This is a genomic window from Rhizobium sp. 21-4511-3d, assembly GCF_053522545.1.
Window position 1 is genome coordinate 74,973 of the sequence record NZ_JBNWCF010000007.1, and the last position, 16,569, is coordinate 91,541.

A 16,569-nucleotide genomic window follows, 5' to 3' on the forward strand; every position below is an offset into this window, starting at 1 on the left:
TAGCCCCGGAGGATGTTTTGAGAATCACAGAATTGGCCGACTACGTTGATGACGAGGGAAACCGCTTGTCCGTAGGCGAAAACTTACGTTTTGCTGCAAGCAGCATAATCTTCAATGAAAGAAACTCTGTCGTAAATATAGGAAGTAACGCGAATATCACCCAATGCACGATAACAATGGGCCGCAATTCCGAGTTAAGTATTGCTGAAGGCTGCTCAATAAGCGGAAAAATAACCGTCGGACTGAACAGCAAAATCATCATAGGCAGAGATTTCACCGTAACAAGCAATATAACTCTGCGCGCCGTCGAATCTACAAAAATCGATATTGGTGACGACTGCCTCTTTGGATCGGATATAATTATACGCACGACCGATGGTCACCCGATTTATAACGCACACACTAAAAAACGGATTAACCTTTCTCAATCCATTACCATTGGCAAGCATGTTTGGATAGCCGACCGCGCGGTGGTTTTAAAGGGCGCGTCTCTCGGCAATGCGTCAGTACTAGGCGTTGGTAGCGTACTTACCAAGAAGATAGGTGACCACAGCGTAGCTGTAGGAAATCCGGCAAAAGTCGTCAAAAGCGACATCACATGGGAACGGAGTCCGAACATTAGAAGTGAAGAATTTTACTTTAATGAAGAGTAGATAGCTCTCAAGGCCGGAAACGCCGTTGGCAATTTTACGTTGCACCACCTTAGTTGGCGACATATAGGCGTACAGAGGGCCGGTTGGTCCGATGGTAGTAATAGCCGGGGGGTTACAATGCCAGAAAATACTGAACCGCTAATCACAGCGATCATTCCAGTTCGCCTGTCAAAAGATAGCCTTTATGATGAAGTCGAGCGCATTGAGCGAATTGCAAAAACGTTGCCGGCTGGCTATGAGCTTGTCATTGTTGATTACGGTACATCCGTCCAGCGCGCTCATGAATTAGCAACTGTCTCACAAAAGCATGGAGCTCGGTTAGTCAGAGTTGAGACCGAGGGACAACCGTTTAGCATCGGCGCAGCCAGAGATATAGGCACGCAACAAGCCCGCACACCATTGGTGGTGTATCACGACATCGACTTCCTTATGTCCACGGACGGATACAAGCGAGTCTTGATGGAATGCCGATTGCGAGGAATGCCAGAGAACGCCTACGCTTTTTTCGCGTTACCGGGCATATACTTAACTCAATCTTTCACCAGGCGATATCTTGAGCTTCATTCCGCTGGCGAAGGAAACTTCGCTGACCTTATGGCGCATGATGGCGTCATAAAGCACGATAGATCAGTCTACGACAGCCACACCTACGCCATCTCAGCAATTGTCGCTAATCGCTATCACTTGCTGGCGATTGGAGGGCATGACAAGAGTTTCACCGGACATGGTGCGGAAGACTTTGAGTTGATGCATCGCCTCAGCTCATATTACCGACGCGGACCAAGACCAAGAGACTACTATCTAAATACTCGGAACAATTCCATTCTGAAGTATGAGGGGTTTCGGGCCTTCTACGCGCTCTACGGGATAGACGTCTTCCAACGAGGTGTTGCAATCGTTCACTTATGGCATCCTCGCAGGGAAGAGGCTGATTACGTAGGCACAAGCAACCAAACGCGCGTATCGAAGAGCATGGCCGACTACGATCGAGGGCTGACCTCTATACCTCCGCTGGAGGATATGAACTCGACGGAGATGACACTTGTGCTCGTCGATCCGAGCTCCATGCCATCGCGCGCACTTCGCCACATATATCCGGCTCTGGGTCGGTTTCGCTCGATACCGGAAAGATCGTTCGCAGACGCGCTTTCGCTTAGCGACTTTATAAAGGCAGAGGGCTTCACCCGTGTCTTCTTCCTAAATCCATATGGCAATGCCCACCGTCTTTCACTCTACCAGGGCGTCAAGGCAGCCGGGATTAGATTTATAGCCTACGATCGCGGCGCACTGCCGGACAGTTGGTTTTTTGATACCAAAGGTTTTCTGGGAGAGAGCGACTCATATGCCCGCACCGCTTGGGATCACCCGCTATCTGATCGCGACCGAGAGGCTATTCTTGACTGGTTCCAGGCGTTCAATCGTGAAGAGCAAACTCTTGAGATCAACGGTCCGCGAACCGGCGCGGATCATCTTCGCCGGAGTTTGCCGCTAGGGGATCGCAAGGTGATATTCGTTGCTTTGCAAAGACCTTCAGATACCGCAACGGTTTACTTTTCGGGCGCATGCAAGGATGCCGCAACATTTAACGACTGGGTAGCGCAACTTGCAGCAACGTTGGATCCACGAAAGTACGTGGTCGTTGTAAAAAAGCATCCGCTTGAGACGGTCAAGCCTGCGATCGACGGCGTCGTCTTCGCTGACGACAATGCCCATATCCGCGATCTGATCGACTTGGCGGACAAAGTTGTGCTGATAAATTCAGGAAGCGGGCTTATCGCGGCTGCCTTAGGAAAGCCAGTCATCTGCTGCGGTCAAGCCTTTTACCAGCATAACGGATTTGCTTTCGCGGCAACTTCGCCAGCTGAACTGGTCGAGCTGTCCACAGCCAGCCTTTCTGTTGACGACGAAGTAAAGCTGCGATTTATGAAATATCTTGTTTTCGACTATTATTCTTTTGGTAAAACAGAATACTCAAGCAAAGTCGAACCCGATGGATCCTTGCGACGCCTAGCGACCAGAACGGCTTTCTCCGAGATTCGAGGTTTGACACCGACCCCCTTGCGACTGGGGGCGATCCCGGAAGGCCACAGTCTAAACTCGCCGATCTTTCATTCATTTGGTGGCGCAAACGGCGTAATGGCACGACCGAAGGTCGTGCCATTATCTAGAAGAGCCTTGATGCCGATCGTTAGGCCCTTCGTGAGGGCTATCGGCAATCAGAAGGACCTACAGAAATTCAACGCCGATCCCGCGGCTTTCTTTGCTAGCCTTAGGAACCCACTACAGCGTAATGTTGGAGCACTGCTATTTGGGACCGAAAAATGATCACGCGCTAGCGTCTGCGGCAGTCAGGTAGTCGGATTCGCATATTCGGTTTAGTAGCGATCAGCTGCCTTAGCCAGGCCCCTATCTATGAACTCACTCAAGCAATCGATCTTACTGGATGCGAAAGATGGACGATGACGCAGACCCAAAGTTCACCGCGAGCGCAACGTCCACCATTCCTAAATCAGTAAGTATCGCATCGAGGACCGTAATTGAGCACCCCGTTCATGTTGGCCCGGGGTGCGTAGTGATGGCCGATAGCATAGGGCGATATTGCTTTATCAACGCGAACACTTGCATCTTCGATGGTGTTTTGGTTGGCAAGTTCGTCTCATTCGCCCGCAATTGCCAGATTGGCGGGGAAGAGCACCCAATCCACCACGTCTCAACTAGCTTCTTTCGTATATCTAAAAAGTGGTTCCCTAACGACCCAGTGGCCCAAGGCGCTGAGATCATCGCTAACACAAAACCAAAGAACAGAAAGCGCTCACACTCGATTGTAATCGGTAACGACGTTTGGTTTGGTGCCGCGAGCCTTGTGCTGAAAGGCATCACCATAGGCGACGGTGCAGTGATTGGAGCCGGCGCGGTTGTAACCAAAGATGTGCCACCGTATGCAATTGTAGCAGGCAATCCCGCTAGGATCATACGTTACCGTTTCGAACGACGACTTATCAAAGAACTTCTGCGCCTCAAATGGTGGGATCGCGACATGGATGTGATCCTAAAACTTCCTCTGAGTGACGTCGAAAAAACTGTGGCATATCTTTCGAGAATCGACGCCCAAAAAAATCCGGCCACTTCGAGATTCTCTATGAGACGATGGTTTTCGTAGCCTTGCAACTCTCTTAGCACGAAGCGCCAACAGCAGGCTGGCAGCGAAGAAGACAACTGGAGCGGGTGAAGGGAATCGAACCCTCGTATTCAGCTTGGGAAGCTGCTGCTCTACCATTGAGCTACACCCGCGCAGCACCAGCCTTCCAACAGATGGGAGGCGGTGTCAAGGCGGTCAGATGCGGAAGTGTTTCGAGAGCTTCAGGCCCTGGGCCTGGTAGTTGGAGCCGAGGCCGGAGCCGTAGAGGCTGACGGGCTTTTCCAGCATGTGCTCGTAGATGAGGCGGCCGACGATCTGGCCGTCTTCGAGGATGAAGGGGACTTCGTGGCTGCGCACCTCGAGAACGGCGCGACTGCCGCGGCCGCCGGCGGGCGCGTGGCCGAAGCCGGGGTCGAAGAAGCCAGCGTAGTGGACGCGGAATTCGCCTACCAGCGGGTCGAAGGGGGTCATCTCGGCCGCGTAATGCGGCGGGACGTGGACGGCTTCGCGGGAGACGAGGATGTAGAATTCGTCCGGATCGAGGATCAGCTCGTTGCGGCCGCGGCTATAGAGCGGCTCCCAGAAGTCGAAGATATCGTGCTGGGCCTTCTTGTCGACATCGACGACGGCCGTGTGGTGCTTGCCGCGGTAGCCGATCAGGCCTTCCTTGTCGCCGGTGAGATCGATCGACAGTGCGATGCCGCCGCCCGAGACGTTCGGCTTGCTGCTGGCGACCAGCGTTTCGGCGTCGTGCAGGGCCTGCAGCTCCGGTTCACCCAAGATGGAGTGGCCGACGCGGAAGCGGATCTGCGACAGGCGCGAGCCGCGGCGCACGACGATCGGGAAAGTGCGCGGCGATATCTCGAGATAGAGCGGCCCGGAATAGCCAGCCGGGATCTTGTCGAATTCCTGGGCGTAATCGGTGATGACGCGGGTGAAGATATCGAGACGGCCGGTCGAACTCTTCGGATTGGCCGAGGCCGACATATCCGATGGCAGGTCGAGGCGCTCCATCAGCGGCACGATATAGACGCAGCCGGTTTCGAGAACCGCGCCTTCCGAAAGATCGATGACGTGCAGGCTGAGGCGATCGAGCTTGTCGGCCACCAGATGCGAGGGGCCGGGCATGAAGCTGGCGCGGACCCGGAAAGCCTTGGCGCCGAGGCGCAGATCCAGGCTCGCCGGCTGGATCTGATCGCGATCAAGCTCCCGCTCCGACACGAGGCGGCCGGCTTCAAACAACGCAGCAATGGCACGATCGGCCAAAATTCCAGTTTCGCGAGCCATCATGCTCCATCCATAGTTCGTGGCCGACAAAACCAAATACAGGGAATTGACGCAAGAAGCTAACGGCAGTATTGCAGCTTTATCCCGTGGTGATTTGGCCGGTCGGCTTGCAGCCACGTTAAACAAGTGGCTAAAAAGACCGGGTGTGAAACCGGTCTGCATTTGCGGCCGGTTTTTTTTGTTTTTGAGGTGATGGCATGAGCAAGTCCTGGCGCCCTGCAACCCAACTCGTTCACGGAGGCACTCTGCGCTCGCAATATGGCGAGATGTCGGAAGCGATCTATCTGACGCAGGGCTTCGTCTATGACACGTCCGAAGCGGCCGAGGCGCGCTTCAAGGGCGAGACCGACGGCTTCATCTATGCCCGCTACGGCAGCCCCACCAACGACATGTTCGAAAAGCGCATGTGCGCGCTTGAAGGTGCTGAAGATGCGCGCGCCACGGCTTCCGGTATGGCTGCCGTTACCGCGGCGATCCTCTGCCAGCTGAAGGCCGGCGATCATATCGTTGCGGCCCGCGCCCTGTTCGGCTCCTGCCGCTGGGTGGTCGAGACGCTGGCACCGAAATACGGCATCGAATGCACGCTGGTCGACGGCCGCCACCTGGAAAACTGGGAAAAGGCGATCACCCCAAAGACCAAGGTGTTCTTCCTGGAAAGCCCGACGAACCCGACGCTCGAGATCGTTGATATCGCCGGCGTTGCCAAGCTCGCCAACCAGATCGGCGCCAAGGTCGTCGTCGACAACGTCTTTGCGACGCCGCTCTTCCAGAAGCCGCTGGAGCTCGGCGCTCATATCGTCATCTATTCGGCGACCAAGCATATCGACGGCCAGGGCCGCTGCCTCGGCGGCGTCGTTCTCTCCGACAAGCAGTGGATCGACGAGAACCTACACGACTATTTCCGCCATACCGGCCCGGCCATGTCGCCGTTCAACGCCTGGACGTTGCTGAAGGGCATCGAGACACTGCCGCTGCGCGTCGCGCAGCAGACGAAGAACGCCTCGAAGATTGCCGACTTCCTGGCGGAGCAGAAGCAGGTTGCCCGCGTCATCTATCCGGGCCGCAAGGACCATCCGCAGGCCGACATCATCGCCAAGCAGATGACCGGTGGCTCGACGCTGGTCTGCTTCGAGCTGAAGGGCGGCAAGGAAGCCGCCTTCAAGCTGCAGAACGCGCTCGACGTCGTGACAATCTCCAACAATCTCGGCGACACCCGCAGCCTGATCACCCATCCGGCAACGACGACGCACAAGAACCTGTCGGATGAGGCGCGCGCCGAGCTCGGCATTTCGGCAGGCACCGTTCGCCTGTCGGCTGGCATCGAAGACACGGACGACCTGCTGGAAGATTTCGCGCAGGCCCTGTCGAAGATCCCCGCCTAAGCAAAGAGCCGCCGGACTTGCCGGTCCGGCGGCCTGCCCCACCTAAGGGACAAGCCAGCTCTACCTTATTAGAGTCATTAACTTTGAATGTTAGGATTAACAATCAAAACGGCGTGCAATCGTCTGTATTTGACTGATGATGCAGCGGCATTTCTTGACGGAGCCAATGCCGTATAAGATACGAGTAAGATATCCCGACTAAGGTGTAAGGCATGTACCGGGCCCTCACACGCGATATAGAAGTTGTTGTCGAGCCGTTTTATCTGGAGGAGCAATCCGATCCGGACGACGATCGCTATGTCTGGGGATACCGTATCGTCATCAGCAACAATTCCGAGCTCTCTGTAAAACTCGTCAACCGTTACTGGAACATAACGGATCAGAACGGCGTGGTTGATGAAGTGACGGGACCGGGTGTCGTTGGCGAACAGCCCCGGCTGGAGCCCGGTGATACCTATGAATACTCATCGGGATGCCCGCTCGATACGCCATCGGGGCTGATGTTCGGCCATTACCAGATGGAGACGGATGAAGGCGAGCTCTTCGATGTCGAGATACCCGCCTTCTCCCTGGATTCACCCGGCCTGCTCAGAGTGCTGAACTGACCGTCACTCGGCCGGCTGCAATTCGGCCGGCTCGAAGCGGTAGGTCGTCGAGCAGAACTCGCAGGTGACCGCGATTTCGCCATTCTCCTGGCTCGCTTTGATCTCGTCTGCCGAGAAGCCCTTCAGCACGCCCTTGATCTTGTCGCGCGAACAGCTGCAGCGGTCGAAGACCTCCTTGGCGTCATAGACGCGCACGCCGCGCTCGTGGAAGAGGCGGAAGAGCAGACGCTCAGTTCCGACCTGCGGGTCGGTCAGCTCGTCGGCATCGATGGTTTCCACCATCGTGCGTGCCTCGGTCCAGGAATCGTCTTCCTTCAGCGGCTGACCGGTCTCGTCGCCATCGCCACCGTGCAGATCCTGCTGGCGCATGCGCTCAGGCGCTTCCGGCAGGAACTGGGCGACGAGGCCGCCTGCCCGCCAGCGATGGCGCGGCTTGCCGCTGTCGTCACGGTCGAGCAGTTCGGCCGCAGCGAGACGAACCCGGGTCGGGATCTGCTCGGACTGACGGAAATAGGTGCCGGCAATCTCTTCCAGCGAGGCGCCGTCGAGCGCGACGATGCCCTGATAGGGCTGGCTGAACTTGCCCTGGTCGATCGTGAAGGCGAGCACGCCCCTGCCGAGCAGCTGTTCGGGCTCGGTCTGGCCGGCGGCGATCGCTTCGTCGAGCAGCGCCTGATCGAAGCGCGCATAGGCGCGCACATTCTCAGGCGTCGAGAAATCGGCGACCAGCAGATCGACCGGGCCATCGCCCTTCGTCTGGACGGTGAACTTGCCGTCGAATTTCAGCGACGTGCCGAGCAGCACCGTCAGCACGATCACTTCGGCGAGAAGGCGGGCAACGGGTGCGGGATAGTGGTGGCGCTCCAGGATGGCGTCCAGCATCGGGCCGAGCTGGACGGCGCGGCCGCGCACATCCAGACCTTCAACCTGAAACGGGACAACATGATCATCACCGGCGAAATCGAACTCGCCAAGAGCGGCTGCAGCTTCTGCCATGGTCTTACTCCTAGTATTCAGAGCGGCAGACCAAGGCGTCTCTCCGCTCGCGCGGCCACGAGGCCGTCAGGCCGGATGTGGCGTCCAGTATGGTTCAGATCGCGCCCAGGCACCATGCAAGAATCGACTTCTGCGCATGAAGACGGTTTTCCGCTTCATCGAAGACCACGGATTGCGGGCCATCGATCACTTCGTCCGTGACTTCCTCACCACGATGGGCAGGCAGGCAATGCATGAACAATGCATCCTTGCCGGCCTTTGCCATCAAAGCCTGATTGACCTGATAGGGCTGGAAGACGTTGTGACCGCGAGCCCGATGTTCCTGATTCATGGAGACCCAGGTATCGGTTACCACGCAATCGGCGCCTTCGACCGCACGGTCGGCATCATGGCTGAGCAGGATCTCGGCGCCCTCATTGCGGGCCCAGTTCAGATAGTGATCCTTCGGCTCAGAACCAAGGGGTACGGCCATGTTCATGCGATAGCCGAAACGGGCAGCCCCTTCGACCAGCGAATGCAGCACGTTGTTGCCGTCGCCCGTCCAGGCGATCGTCTTGCCCTTGATCGGGCCGCGATGCTCTTCGAAGGTCATGATATCGGCCATGATCTGGCACGGATGCGTATCGTCCGTCAGCGCGTTGATGACCGGCACGGTGGCATGCTCGGCAAGCTCGAGCATGCGGTGATGCTCGGTGGTGCGGATCATGATCGCATCGACATAGCGCGACAGGACCTTGGCGGTGTCGCCGATCGTTTCGGCGCGGCCGAGCTGCATTTCGGTGCCCGAGAGGAACAGTGTCTCGCCGCCGAGCTGGCGCATGCCGACATCGAAGGAGACGCGGGTACGTGTGGACGGCTTTTCGAAGATCATCGCCAGCATCTTGCCGGCGAGCGGCTTGTCGCCGGCGCCGGCCTTGAAAGCCTGCTTGCGCGAGATCGCATCATTCATGATGACGCGCAGATCGGCGGAGCTGACCGCCGAGAGATCGAGGAAGTGTTTGGGGGAAGCCATGTCGTCCTTACCTGTTTGCCTCGTAAGGCATCTATCCGTTCAAGCCGTCTTCTTGGCCTTGGCTGCGCGAATGCTCTCGGCGGCCTGCTCGATGCGTGCGAGGCCTTCGCGGGCTTCTTCCGCAGTCACCACCAGAGGCGGCAGGAGACGGATGACGTTATCGCCCGCCGGGACACCCAGCAGATGCGCGCTGCGGATCGCAGCCAGGAGTTCGCTCGAGGGAACGGCGGCCTTGATGCCGAGCAGCAGGCCTTCGCCGCGGATATCCTCGATCACGTCAGGATAGCGATCCTTCAGCGACGCCAGACCCTGGCGGAAGACCAGCGACACATCGCGGACGTGCTGCAGGAAGCCATCGGCGAGCACGATATCGAGAACAGCACTGCCAACGGCCATGGCAAGCGGATTGCCGCCATAGGTCGAGCCGTGCGTGCCAGCCTTCATGCCGGAGGCCGCCTCATCCGTCGCAAGGCAGGCGCCGAGCGGGAAACCGCCGCCGATGCCCTTGGCAACAGCCATGATGTCAGGTGTCACGCCCGACCATTCATAGGCGAAGAACTTGCCGGTACGGCCAACGCCGGTCTGCACTTCATCGAGGATCAGCAGCAGGCCATGCTCATCGCAGAGCTGGCGCAGCGCCTTCATGAACTCGACGGTCGCCGGGCGGATACCACCCTCACCCTGTACGGGCTCGATCAGAATGCCTGCCGTTGCGTCGGTGATCGCCGCGCGGACGGCTTCGACATCGCCGAACGGCACCTGGTCGAAACCGGGGGTCTTCGGACCGAAGCCTTCGAGATACTTCTCCTGGCCGCCGGCGGCGATCGTCGCCAGCGTACGGCCGTGGAAGGCGCCTTCGAAGGTGATGATATGGAAGCGCTCCGGATGACCCTTCGAATACTGGTAGCGGCGCGCGGTCTTGATTGCGCATTCCAGGGCTTCCGCACCCGAATTGGTGAAGAACACCTTGTCGGCGAAAGTCGCTTCCGTCAGCTTAGTTGCGAGCTTTTCCTGACCGGGGATCTCATAGATATTGGAGAGGTGCCAGACCTTCTCGGCCTGCGCCTTCAGCGCATCGACAACGTGAGGATGGCTGTGGCCAACGGAGGTCACGGCAACGCCCGCGCCAAAATCCAGATATCGCTCGCCGGTCTCGGTAATCAGCCAGACGCCCTCACCTCGCTCGAACCGCAGAGGGGCACGAGAATAGGTATCATATAGCGGCGCGGCTTCAGCCATGGCGCGGTCTCCTGTCAGCGTTATGGGCAACCGGACTCCGGCTAAAAAACCAGGTCCGAAAAATTAAAAATGCCGCCTCTCGGCGGCGCTGTGCACTATTTACTTTTCGCACTGCAATGTCAACAAAACTACGGCTTTCGTGGCTTCTGGGTGACGCTCAAGCGATGTCGCGTTTCATCAACAGCTAATGTTGCAGAAATGACTCTGTGGGGAAGCAAGTTGGGGAAAACTTGAAATTCGATTCATCCGGATTCCCGCGACTCTTGTCACGGAGTCAGCCTCACACTAGGTTAAAACTCAATTACTAGACTGCATGCGGCGGAACTAGTCACCAAAATTAGTCAAGCGTTTCTTGTGTCGGATTCATCCGGGGCAAACGGTGAAGGATTCTGCCTTCACAACGCTTAAACGGCGGAGACACAGGGCATGAACTGGACAGACGAGCGGGTCGAGAAACTCAAGAAACTGTGGTCCGAAGGGTTGAGCGCGAGCCAGATCGCGGCGCAACTTGGAGGCGTAAGCCGAAATGCCGTCATCGGCAAGGTTCACCGTCTGGCACTGCCGGGCCGTGCCAAGGCCGGCGGCAATGCAACGGCGGCACGGGCTCCGAAGCGCACGACTTCGGCACCGCGCGCTCCGAACTACGCATCGCGCATGACGACCCGCACCGTTGCCCGCCCGCAGGGCGCAACGATGCTGAAGGAAGAGATCGAAATCGACGTCATGGAGGAGATGGAATATCGTCCGGCTTCCAACGTTGTCGTGCCGATCTCCCGCCGTCTTGGCCTGACGGAACTGACCGAACGCACCTGCAAGTGGCCGGTCGGCGATCCGCTGAAGGACGATTTCCATTTCTGCGGCTGCGAAAGCCCGGATTCTTCGCCCTACTGCACGTATCATCAGCGTCTGGCTTACCAGCCGGTCAATGATCGCCGCAGGGCCGCAGCCCGGGCAAACTGAGCCGGGTAAAGACAAACGAAAAACGGGCCTTTCGGCCCGTTTTTTTGTATCTGCATGTCAGGAGGCCGTAGCCTCCCTCACTCAGGCTTCCATGGAGTAGCCGGCACCGCGGACGGTGCGAATGACATCCTGCATGTTCGAGAAGTTGAGCGCCTTGCGCAGGCGACCGACATGGACGTCGACGGTGCGCTCGTCGACATAGATGTCGTGACCCCAGACGCCGTCGAGCAGTTGCGAGCGCGAGAAGACGCGACCCGGCGACGACATCAGGAACTCCAGAAGACGAAACTCGGTCGGCCCGAGACGGACTTCGCGGGTCTTGCGGTGAACGCGGTGCGTTTCGCGGTCGAGTTCGATATCGCCGCACTTCAGCACGGTCGAGAGAACTTCCGGCTTGGCGCGGCGCAGCATCGCCTTGACGCGGGCAACGAGCTCGGGCGTCGAGAACGGCTTGACGACGTAGTCGTCGGCGCCGGTCGACAGGCCACGGACGCGCTCGCTCTCTTCGCCGCGCGCCGTCAGCATGATGATCGGCAGGCGCTCGGTTTCCGGGCGCATGCGCAGCCGGCGGCAGAGCTCGATGCCTGATACGCCAGGCAGCATCCAATCGAGGATAAGAAGGTCCGGCGTGCGCTCCTGAAGGCGGATTTCCGCCTCGTCGCCGCGCAGGATGGTATCGACTTCGAAACCTTCGGCTTCGAGATTATAGCGAAGAAGCACGCTCAGTGCTTCTTCGTCTTCAACGACTGCAACTCTCGGGATCATTCTATTCTGTCTCCTGAGGCCCGGTCCGGATGATTATTCCGTTACCGCGCCGACGGTGTTGGCGGTGTCGTCCTTCGGACGCTCGCCTTCCGGCTGAGCGCCGGTCGCCATGTAGTAGATTGTTTCAGCAATGTTCGTGGCGTGGTCGCCGATGCGCTCGATGTTCTTGGCGCAGAAGAGCAAATGCGTGCAGCTGGTGATGTTGCGCGGATCTTCCATCATGTAGGTCAGGAGCTCGCGAAACAGCGACGTGTACATCGCGTCGATTTCCTCGTCGCGCTCGCGGATCGACTTCGCCTTGTCGGCAGCGCGCGTCGTGTAGACGTCGAGCACTTCCTTCAGCTGGACGAGAGCGAGCTCGGAGAGATGCTCCAGGCCACGGGCGAGCTTGCGCGGAACGCCGGTGCTCTGCACGGCGATGACGCGCTTTGCGGTGTTCTTGCCGAGGTCGCCGACGCGCTCGAGGTCGGCGGCGATGCGGATCGAACCCATGATCTCGCGCAGGTCCGACGCCATCGGCTGGCGGCGGGCGATGGTGACAATCGCCTTGTCGTTGATCTCGCGCTCGGCGTGATCGAGGATCACGTCGTCGGAGATGACCTTCTGCGCCAGCGCCGCGTCGCCATTGACGAGGGCGCGGACAGCGTCGGAAACCATCTGCTCGGCCAGGCCGCCCATTTCGGAAATGCGGCGCGAGAGGAACTTCAGGTCTTCGTCATACGCAGAAAAAATATGTGTCGATGCCATGGGTAAAGTCCTTGAGTGTCTATCGGGGGTCGTGACGCCAAAGATCAGCCGAAGCGGCCCATGATGTAATCCTGGGTGCGCGGATCGTCCGGATTGGTGAACATCTTGTCGGTGTCGTTCTCCTCGACGAGGTTGCCGAGGTGGAACATGGCCGTGCGCTGCGAAACGCGGGCGGCCTGCTGCATGGAGTGCGTGACGATGACGATCGTGTAGGCTTCGCGCAGCTCGTGGATCAGTTCCTCGACCTTTGCGGTGGCGATCGGGTCGAGTGCCGAGCACGGCTCGTCCATCAGGATAACTTCAGGCGAGACTGCAACGGCGCGGGCGATGCAGAGGCGCTGCTGCTGACCGCCGGAGAGGCCGGTGCCGGATTCATGAACGCGGTCCTTGACCTCGTTCCAGAGGCCGGCGCGCTGCAGGCTGGTCTCGACGATCTGGTCCATGTCGGCCTTGGTCTTGGCCAGACCATGGATGCGCGGGCCGTAGGCAACGTTTTCGTAGATCGACTTCGGGAACGGGTTCGGCTTCTGGAACACCATGCCGACGCGGGCGCGCAGTTCGACCACGTCGATATCCGGATCGTAGATATCGTCGCCATCGAGCGTGATCTTGCCGGTGACGCGGCAATTGTCGATCGTGTCGTTCATGCGGTTCAGGCTGCGCAAGAAGGTGGACTTGCCGCAGCCCGACGGGCCGATGAGCGCCGTAACGGTGTTTTCGCGGATGTTCAGCTTGACGTCGAAGAGGGCGCGCTTTTCGCCGTAATAGACGGAAACGTCCTGGCCGATCATCTTGTAGGGAATGCTGTTCATCTTCTGGTCCAGAGCCTTTTCAACTGCTGCTTCTGTCAACATGTTCATTGGGTTTTACTCCGTTTACCAGCGGCGCTCAAAGCGACGGCGCAAGAGGATGGCTCCGAGGTTCATGACGATCAGGAACAGGAGGAGGACGATGATGGCACCCGACGTACGTTCTACGAAGGCGCGTTCGGCTTCGTTGGCCCACATGTAGACCTGGACGGGGAGCGCGGTGGACGGGTCGAGAGGCGTGGCCGGTGCACTGGCGACGAAGGCGACCATGCCGATCAAGAGAAGCGGCGCGGTTTCGCCGAGCGCGTGCGCCAGGCCGATGATGGTGCCGGTCAGAATGCCCGGCATGGCGAGCGGCAGCACATGGTGGAACACCATCTGCATCTTCGAGGCGCCGAGACCGAGAGCGGCCGCGCGGATCGACGGCGGGACGGCGCGAAGAGCCGCACGCGTCGCGATGATGATCGTCGGCAGCGTCATCAGCGTGAGCACCAGACCGCCGACCAGCGAGGCCGAGCGCGGCATGCCCATGAAGTTGATGAACACAGAGAGACCGAGCAGACCGTAGACGATCGAGGGAACGGCAGCGAGGTTGTTGATATTGACCTCGATCAGGTCGGTCAGCCGGTTCTTCGGTGCGAATTCCTCGAGATAGATCGAGGCGGCGACACCGATCGGCAGCGACAGCACCAGAACGATCGCCATCAGATAAAGCGAGCCGATGAGGGCAACGCCGAGGCCGGCGGCTTCAGGACGGCTGGAATTGCCGTTGACGAAGAGGCCCGTGTTGAACTGCTTGAAGAGAGCGCCGCTCGACTTCAGTTCGTTCATCCAGCCAACCTGCTTGTCGTTGACCTTGCGGTTCTTCTCATCGACGGAGAGATCGATCTGGCCCTTGTTGGCGCTGTCGACATTGGCGTCGGCGAGAACCGTGACGTTGATCGTCTTGCCGATGATCGACGGGTCGGCGACGACCATGTCGCGCAGCTGGATCGGAGCGCCCTTGGAGAGCATCGCCGATGCGTCACGCACGTCGGGACGGCTCGATGCGTTGATGTTGAGCTGCTTGACGATGGCGTCACGCAGCAGGGCGCCGTAATTGGCGGCGATCAGGACGGACGGATCGGTCGCGCGCTTGTTGCCCGGATCGATCGTCTTCTCAGTGAACTCGATCGGCAGCGAGATCGCCGTCTGCTGGAAGGCGGTGTAGCCCTGACGGATGACCGTCGACAGCAGGATGACCAGGAAGATCAGGCCGAAAGCGATAGCGGCCATGCCGTAAGCCTGGAAGCGGCGTTCGGCGGCGTAGCGGCGCTTGATGCCGATGTCGCGGCGCGCAGGTGCCTTGGATACGAGGGTGCCGGAAACCGGAGAAGCGATATTCGTCATTCGTACTGCTCCCGGTATTTGCGCACGATGTAGAGCGCGTAGATATTGAGGCAAAGCGTGATCAAGAAGAGCGTGATGCCGAGCGCGAAGGCGACGAGCGTCTGCGGCGAGGTGAACTCAAGGTCACCCGTCAGCTGGTTGACGATCTTGACCGTCACGGTGGTCATCGGCTCGAAAGGATTGATCTGCATGCGGGCGGCAACACCGGCCGCAAGCACGACGATCATGGTTTCGCCGATGGCGCGCGAGGCGGTCATCAGCAGTGCGCCGACGATGCCCGGGAGAGCAGCGGGAAGCACTACCTTCTTGATGGTTTCGGAGCGCGTGGCACCGAGGCCGAGCGAACCGTCACGCAGGGCACGCGGCACGGCGGTGATGATGTCGTCCGACAGCGAGGAGACGTATGGGATCAGCATGATGCCCATGACGATACCGGCGGTCAGAACGCTCTGTGCCTGGATGAAGTTCGTGTAGTTGCCCGTCAGGAGGCCGCTGACCTGCGAGGAAAGATCGCGCAGGAACGGGCCGACGGTGACGAGGGCGAAGAAGCCGTAAACGATTGTCGGGATACCGGCCAGAACCTCGAGCAGCGGCTTTGCCAGCGAGCGAAGCTTCGGCGAGGCATATTCGGCCATGTAGATCGCCGCAAACAGGCCGACCGGAACGGCGACCAGCATGGCGACGAAGCCGATATAGAGCGTGCCGAGCAGCAGCGGGATAAGGCCGAACTGGCCTTCCGACGAGCTGCCGGCACCGGCAAAGCGCGGATCCCAGACCGTGCCGAAGAAGAATTCGAGCGGTGGGACGCTGGCGAAGAAGCGCAGGGCTTCCGACAGCATCGACAGAACGATGCCGATCGTCGTCAAAATGGCGATCGAGGATGCCAGGAGTAGACCCCAGAGCATGACGCGCTCGACGCGGTTGCGGGCGCGGAAGCGGGGCGTGATGCCGCGCAGAGCATAGAGCGCACCGGCAACGGCAAGCACCAGCACGATGGCGCTCATGATCAGGCGGCTGCCGGCGCTTTCGGCGTTCAGCAGCTTGGCGGCGTCCAGCATGTAGGGCTGCGGCTCGCCGGCGAGCGGAACGCCCTTTTCGTTGAGCTTGGCCTGGACGGCCTTGGTGTCGGCACCGAGCGCGGCGAGCTCGTCAGCCGTCAGCAGATTGAAGCCGCGGCCGATGGTGGCGACCATGCTGTAGCTCAAGTCCTGCTCGGCAGCACTCTTGGCCTTCACATCTTCAGGGAAGGCGTTGCGGACGGTGGATTCGATGATGCCCGGGCTGGCGGCGAGCCAGACACAGAGAACGACGAGGGCCGGAAGGACGGCCCAGATGGCGGCATAGGCGCCGTAATAACCCGGCCGCGAATGCAGCGCGGAAGACTTGCCTCCGGCAAGCGCCGTGGCACGGCTGCGGGCGGCCACATAGGCCAGCGCGCCGAACACCACAAGACACAAGAGTATAATGGATGTGCTCATTCTTTACGTCCCCAGGCGCTCAGCCCCAAGAGCATATGCGGCGATGTCCCCGCACAGCTTCCCAATCATGGACAAACTCAAAACCTTGCCATGCAGCGGCAAGGGTAC

General features: G+C 59.1%; 15 protein-coding genes, 1 tRNA gene and 1 riboswitch. Of the genes, 6 read left to right on the plus strand and 10 right to left on the minus strand.

The window, feature by feature from the left end; genetic code table 11:
- Positions 1-17: 17 nt before the first annotated feature.
- The 3 genes from ACQZ5H_RS16615 to ACQZ5H_RS16625 all read left to right on the plus strand — a co-directional run bounded on the left by ACQZ5H_RS16615 (position 18) and on the right by ACQZ5H_RS16625 (position 3,813).
- Positions 18-653 carry an acyltransferase gene (locus ACQZ5H_RS16615; RefSeq protein WP_449098423.1) on the plus strand — a complete coding sequence of 212 codons (636 nt, stop codon included), beginning with the start codon at positions 18-20 and terminating at the stop codon, positions 651-653.
- Between the two features lie 117 nt (positions 654-770).
- Positions 771-2,978: a capsular polysaccharide export protein, LipB/KpsS family gene (locus ACQZ5H_RS16620; RefSeq protein ID WP_449098424.1), complete on the plus strand. Its 2,208-nt coding sequence runs from the start codon at positions 771-773 to the stop codon at positions 2,976-2,978.
- Between the two features lie 127 nt (positions 2,979-3,105).
- Positions 3,106-3,813, plus strand: a complete 708-nt coding sequence (locus tag ACQZ5H_RS16625) for a CatB-related O-acetyltransferase (RefSeq protein WP_449098425.1) — start codon at positions 3,106-3,108, stop codon at positions 3,811-3,813.
- A 57-nt stretch (positions 3,814-3,870) separates the two neighbouring features.
- On the opposite strand, the gene ACQZ5H_RS16630 is transcribed toward ACQZ5H_RS16625, so the two are convergent.
- Positions 3,871-3,944: transfer RNA gene (locus ACQZ5H_RS16630), tRNA-Gly, on the minus strand.
- Positions 3,945-3,987: 43 nt separating this feature from the next.
- Positions 3,988-5,082, minus strand: a complete 1,095-nt coding sequence (locus ACQZ5H_RS16635) for a 2'-deoxycytidine 5'-triphosphate deaminase (RefSeq protein WP_162708642.1) — start codon at positions 5,080-5,082, stop codon at positions 3,988-3,990.
- A gap of 73 nt (positions 5,083-5,155) precedes the next feature.
- Positions 5,156-5,234, plus strand: a riboswitch (SAM riboswitch).
- A 42-nt stretch (positions 5,235-5,276) separates the two neighbouring features.
- Here ACQZ5H_RS16635 and ACQZ5H_RS16640 point away from each other — a divergent pair.
- On the plus strand, positions 5,277-6,461 hold the full coding sequence (locus ACQZ5H_RS16640; protein WP_413710923.1) for an O-succinylhomoserine sulfhydrylase: 1,185 nt from the start codon (positions 5,277-5,279) through the stop codon (positions 6,459-6,461).
- A 212-nt stretch (positions 6,462-6,673) separates the two neighbouring features.
- Positions 6,674-7,066 (plus strand): Co2+/Mg2+ efflux protein ApaG, encoded by a 393-nt coding sequence (apaG, locus tag ACQZ5H_RS16645; RefSeq protein WP_199626117.1) that lies wholly within the window; start codon positions 6,674-6,676, stop codon positions 7,064-7,066.
- A 3-nt stretch (positions 7,067-7,069) separates the two neighbouring features.
- On the opposite strand, the gene ACQZ5H_RS16650 is transcribed toward apaG, so the two are convergent.
- The 3 genes from ACQZ5H_RS16650 to ACQZ5H_RS16660 form a co-directional block, all read right to left on the minus strand.
- On the minus strand, positions 7,070-8,062 hold the full coding sequence (locus ACQZ5H_RS16650; protein WP_199626116.1) for an Hsp33 family molecular chaperone: 993 nt from the start codon (positions 8,060-8,062) through the stop codon (positions 7,070-7,072).
- A gap of 94 nt (positions 8,063-8,156) precedes the next feature.
- Positions 8,157-9,074 (minus strand): ornithine carbamoyltransferase, encoded by a 918-nt coding sequence (gene argF, locus ACQZ5H_RS16655; protein WP_112713528.1) that lies wholly within the window; start codon positions 9,072-9,074, stop codon positions 8,157-8,159.
- Between the two features lie 39 nt (positions 9,075-9,113).
- The gene (locus tag ACQZ5H_RS16660) at positions 9,114-10,313 is read right to left on the minus strand and encodes an acetylornithine transaminase (protein WP_449098426.1); all 1,200 of its coding nucleotides are present in this window, start codon (positions 10,311-10,313) and stop codon (positions 9,114-9,116) included.
- Positions 10,314-10,739: 426 nt separating this feature from the next.
- Between ACQZ5H_RS16660 and ACQZ5H_RS16665 the strand changes: the two genes are divergently transcribed.
- Positions 10,740-11,273, plus strand: coding sequence for a GcrA family cell cycle regulator (locus ACQZ5H_RS16665; protein ID WP_112713532.1), 534 nt, complete (start codon positions 10,740-10,742; stop codon positions 11,271-11,273).
- An 81-nt stretch (positions 11,274-11,354) separates the two neighbouring features.
- Here ACQZ5H_RS16665 and phoB read toward each other — a convergent pair whose 3' ends face one another.
- Genes phoB through pstC form a run of 5 tightly spaced genes read right to left on the minus strand, consistent with a single transcriptional unit; the run spans position 11,355 to position 16,461 of the window.
- Positions 11,355-12,038 (minus strand): phosphate regulon transcriptional regulator PhoB, encoded by a 684-nt coding sequence (gene phoB / locus ACQZ5H_RS16670; RefSeq protein ID WP_112713534.1) that lies wholly within the window; start codon positions 12,036-12,038, stop codon positions 11,355-11,357.
- 33 nt (positions 12,039-12,071) lie between these two features.
- Positions 12,072-12,785 carry a phosphate signaling complex protein PhoU gene (gene phoU / locus ACQZ5H_RS16675; protein ID WP_112713536.1) on the minus strand — a complete coding sequence of 238 codons (714 nt, stop codon included), beginning with the start codon at positions 12,783-12,785 and terminating at the stop codon, positions 12,072-12,074.
- A gap of 44 nt (positions 12,786-12,829) precedes the next feature.
- Positions 12,830-13,645 (minus strand): phosphate ABC transporter ATP-binding protein PstB, encoded by an 816-nt coding sequence (gene pstB / locus ACQZ5H_RS16680; protein ID WP_112713538.1) that lies wholly within the window; start codon positions 13,643-13,645, stop codon positions 12,830-12,832.
- A gap of 15 nt (positions 13,646-13,660) precedes the next feature.
- Complete coding sequence (pstA, locus tag ACQZ5H_RS16685; protein WP_449098427.1) at positions 13,661-14,983, minus strand: phosphate ABC transporter permease PstA; 1,323 nt, start codon at positions 14,981-14,983, stop codon at positions 13,661-13,663.
- Positions 14,980-16,461, minus strand: coding sequence for a phosphate ABC transporter permease subunit PstC (pstC, locus tag ACQZ5H_RS16690; RefSeq protein WP_449098428.1), 1,482 nt, complete (start codon positions 16,459-16,461; stop codon positions 14,980-14,982). Before pstC ends, pstA begins: the two co-directional genes overlap by 4 nt.
- Positions 16,462-16,569: the final 108 nt, after the last annotated feature.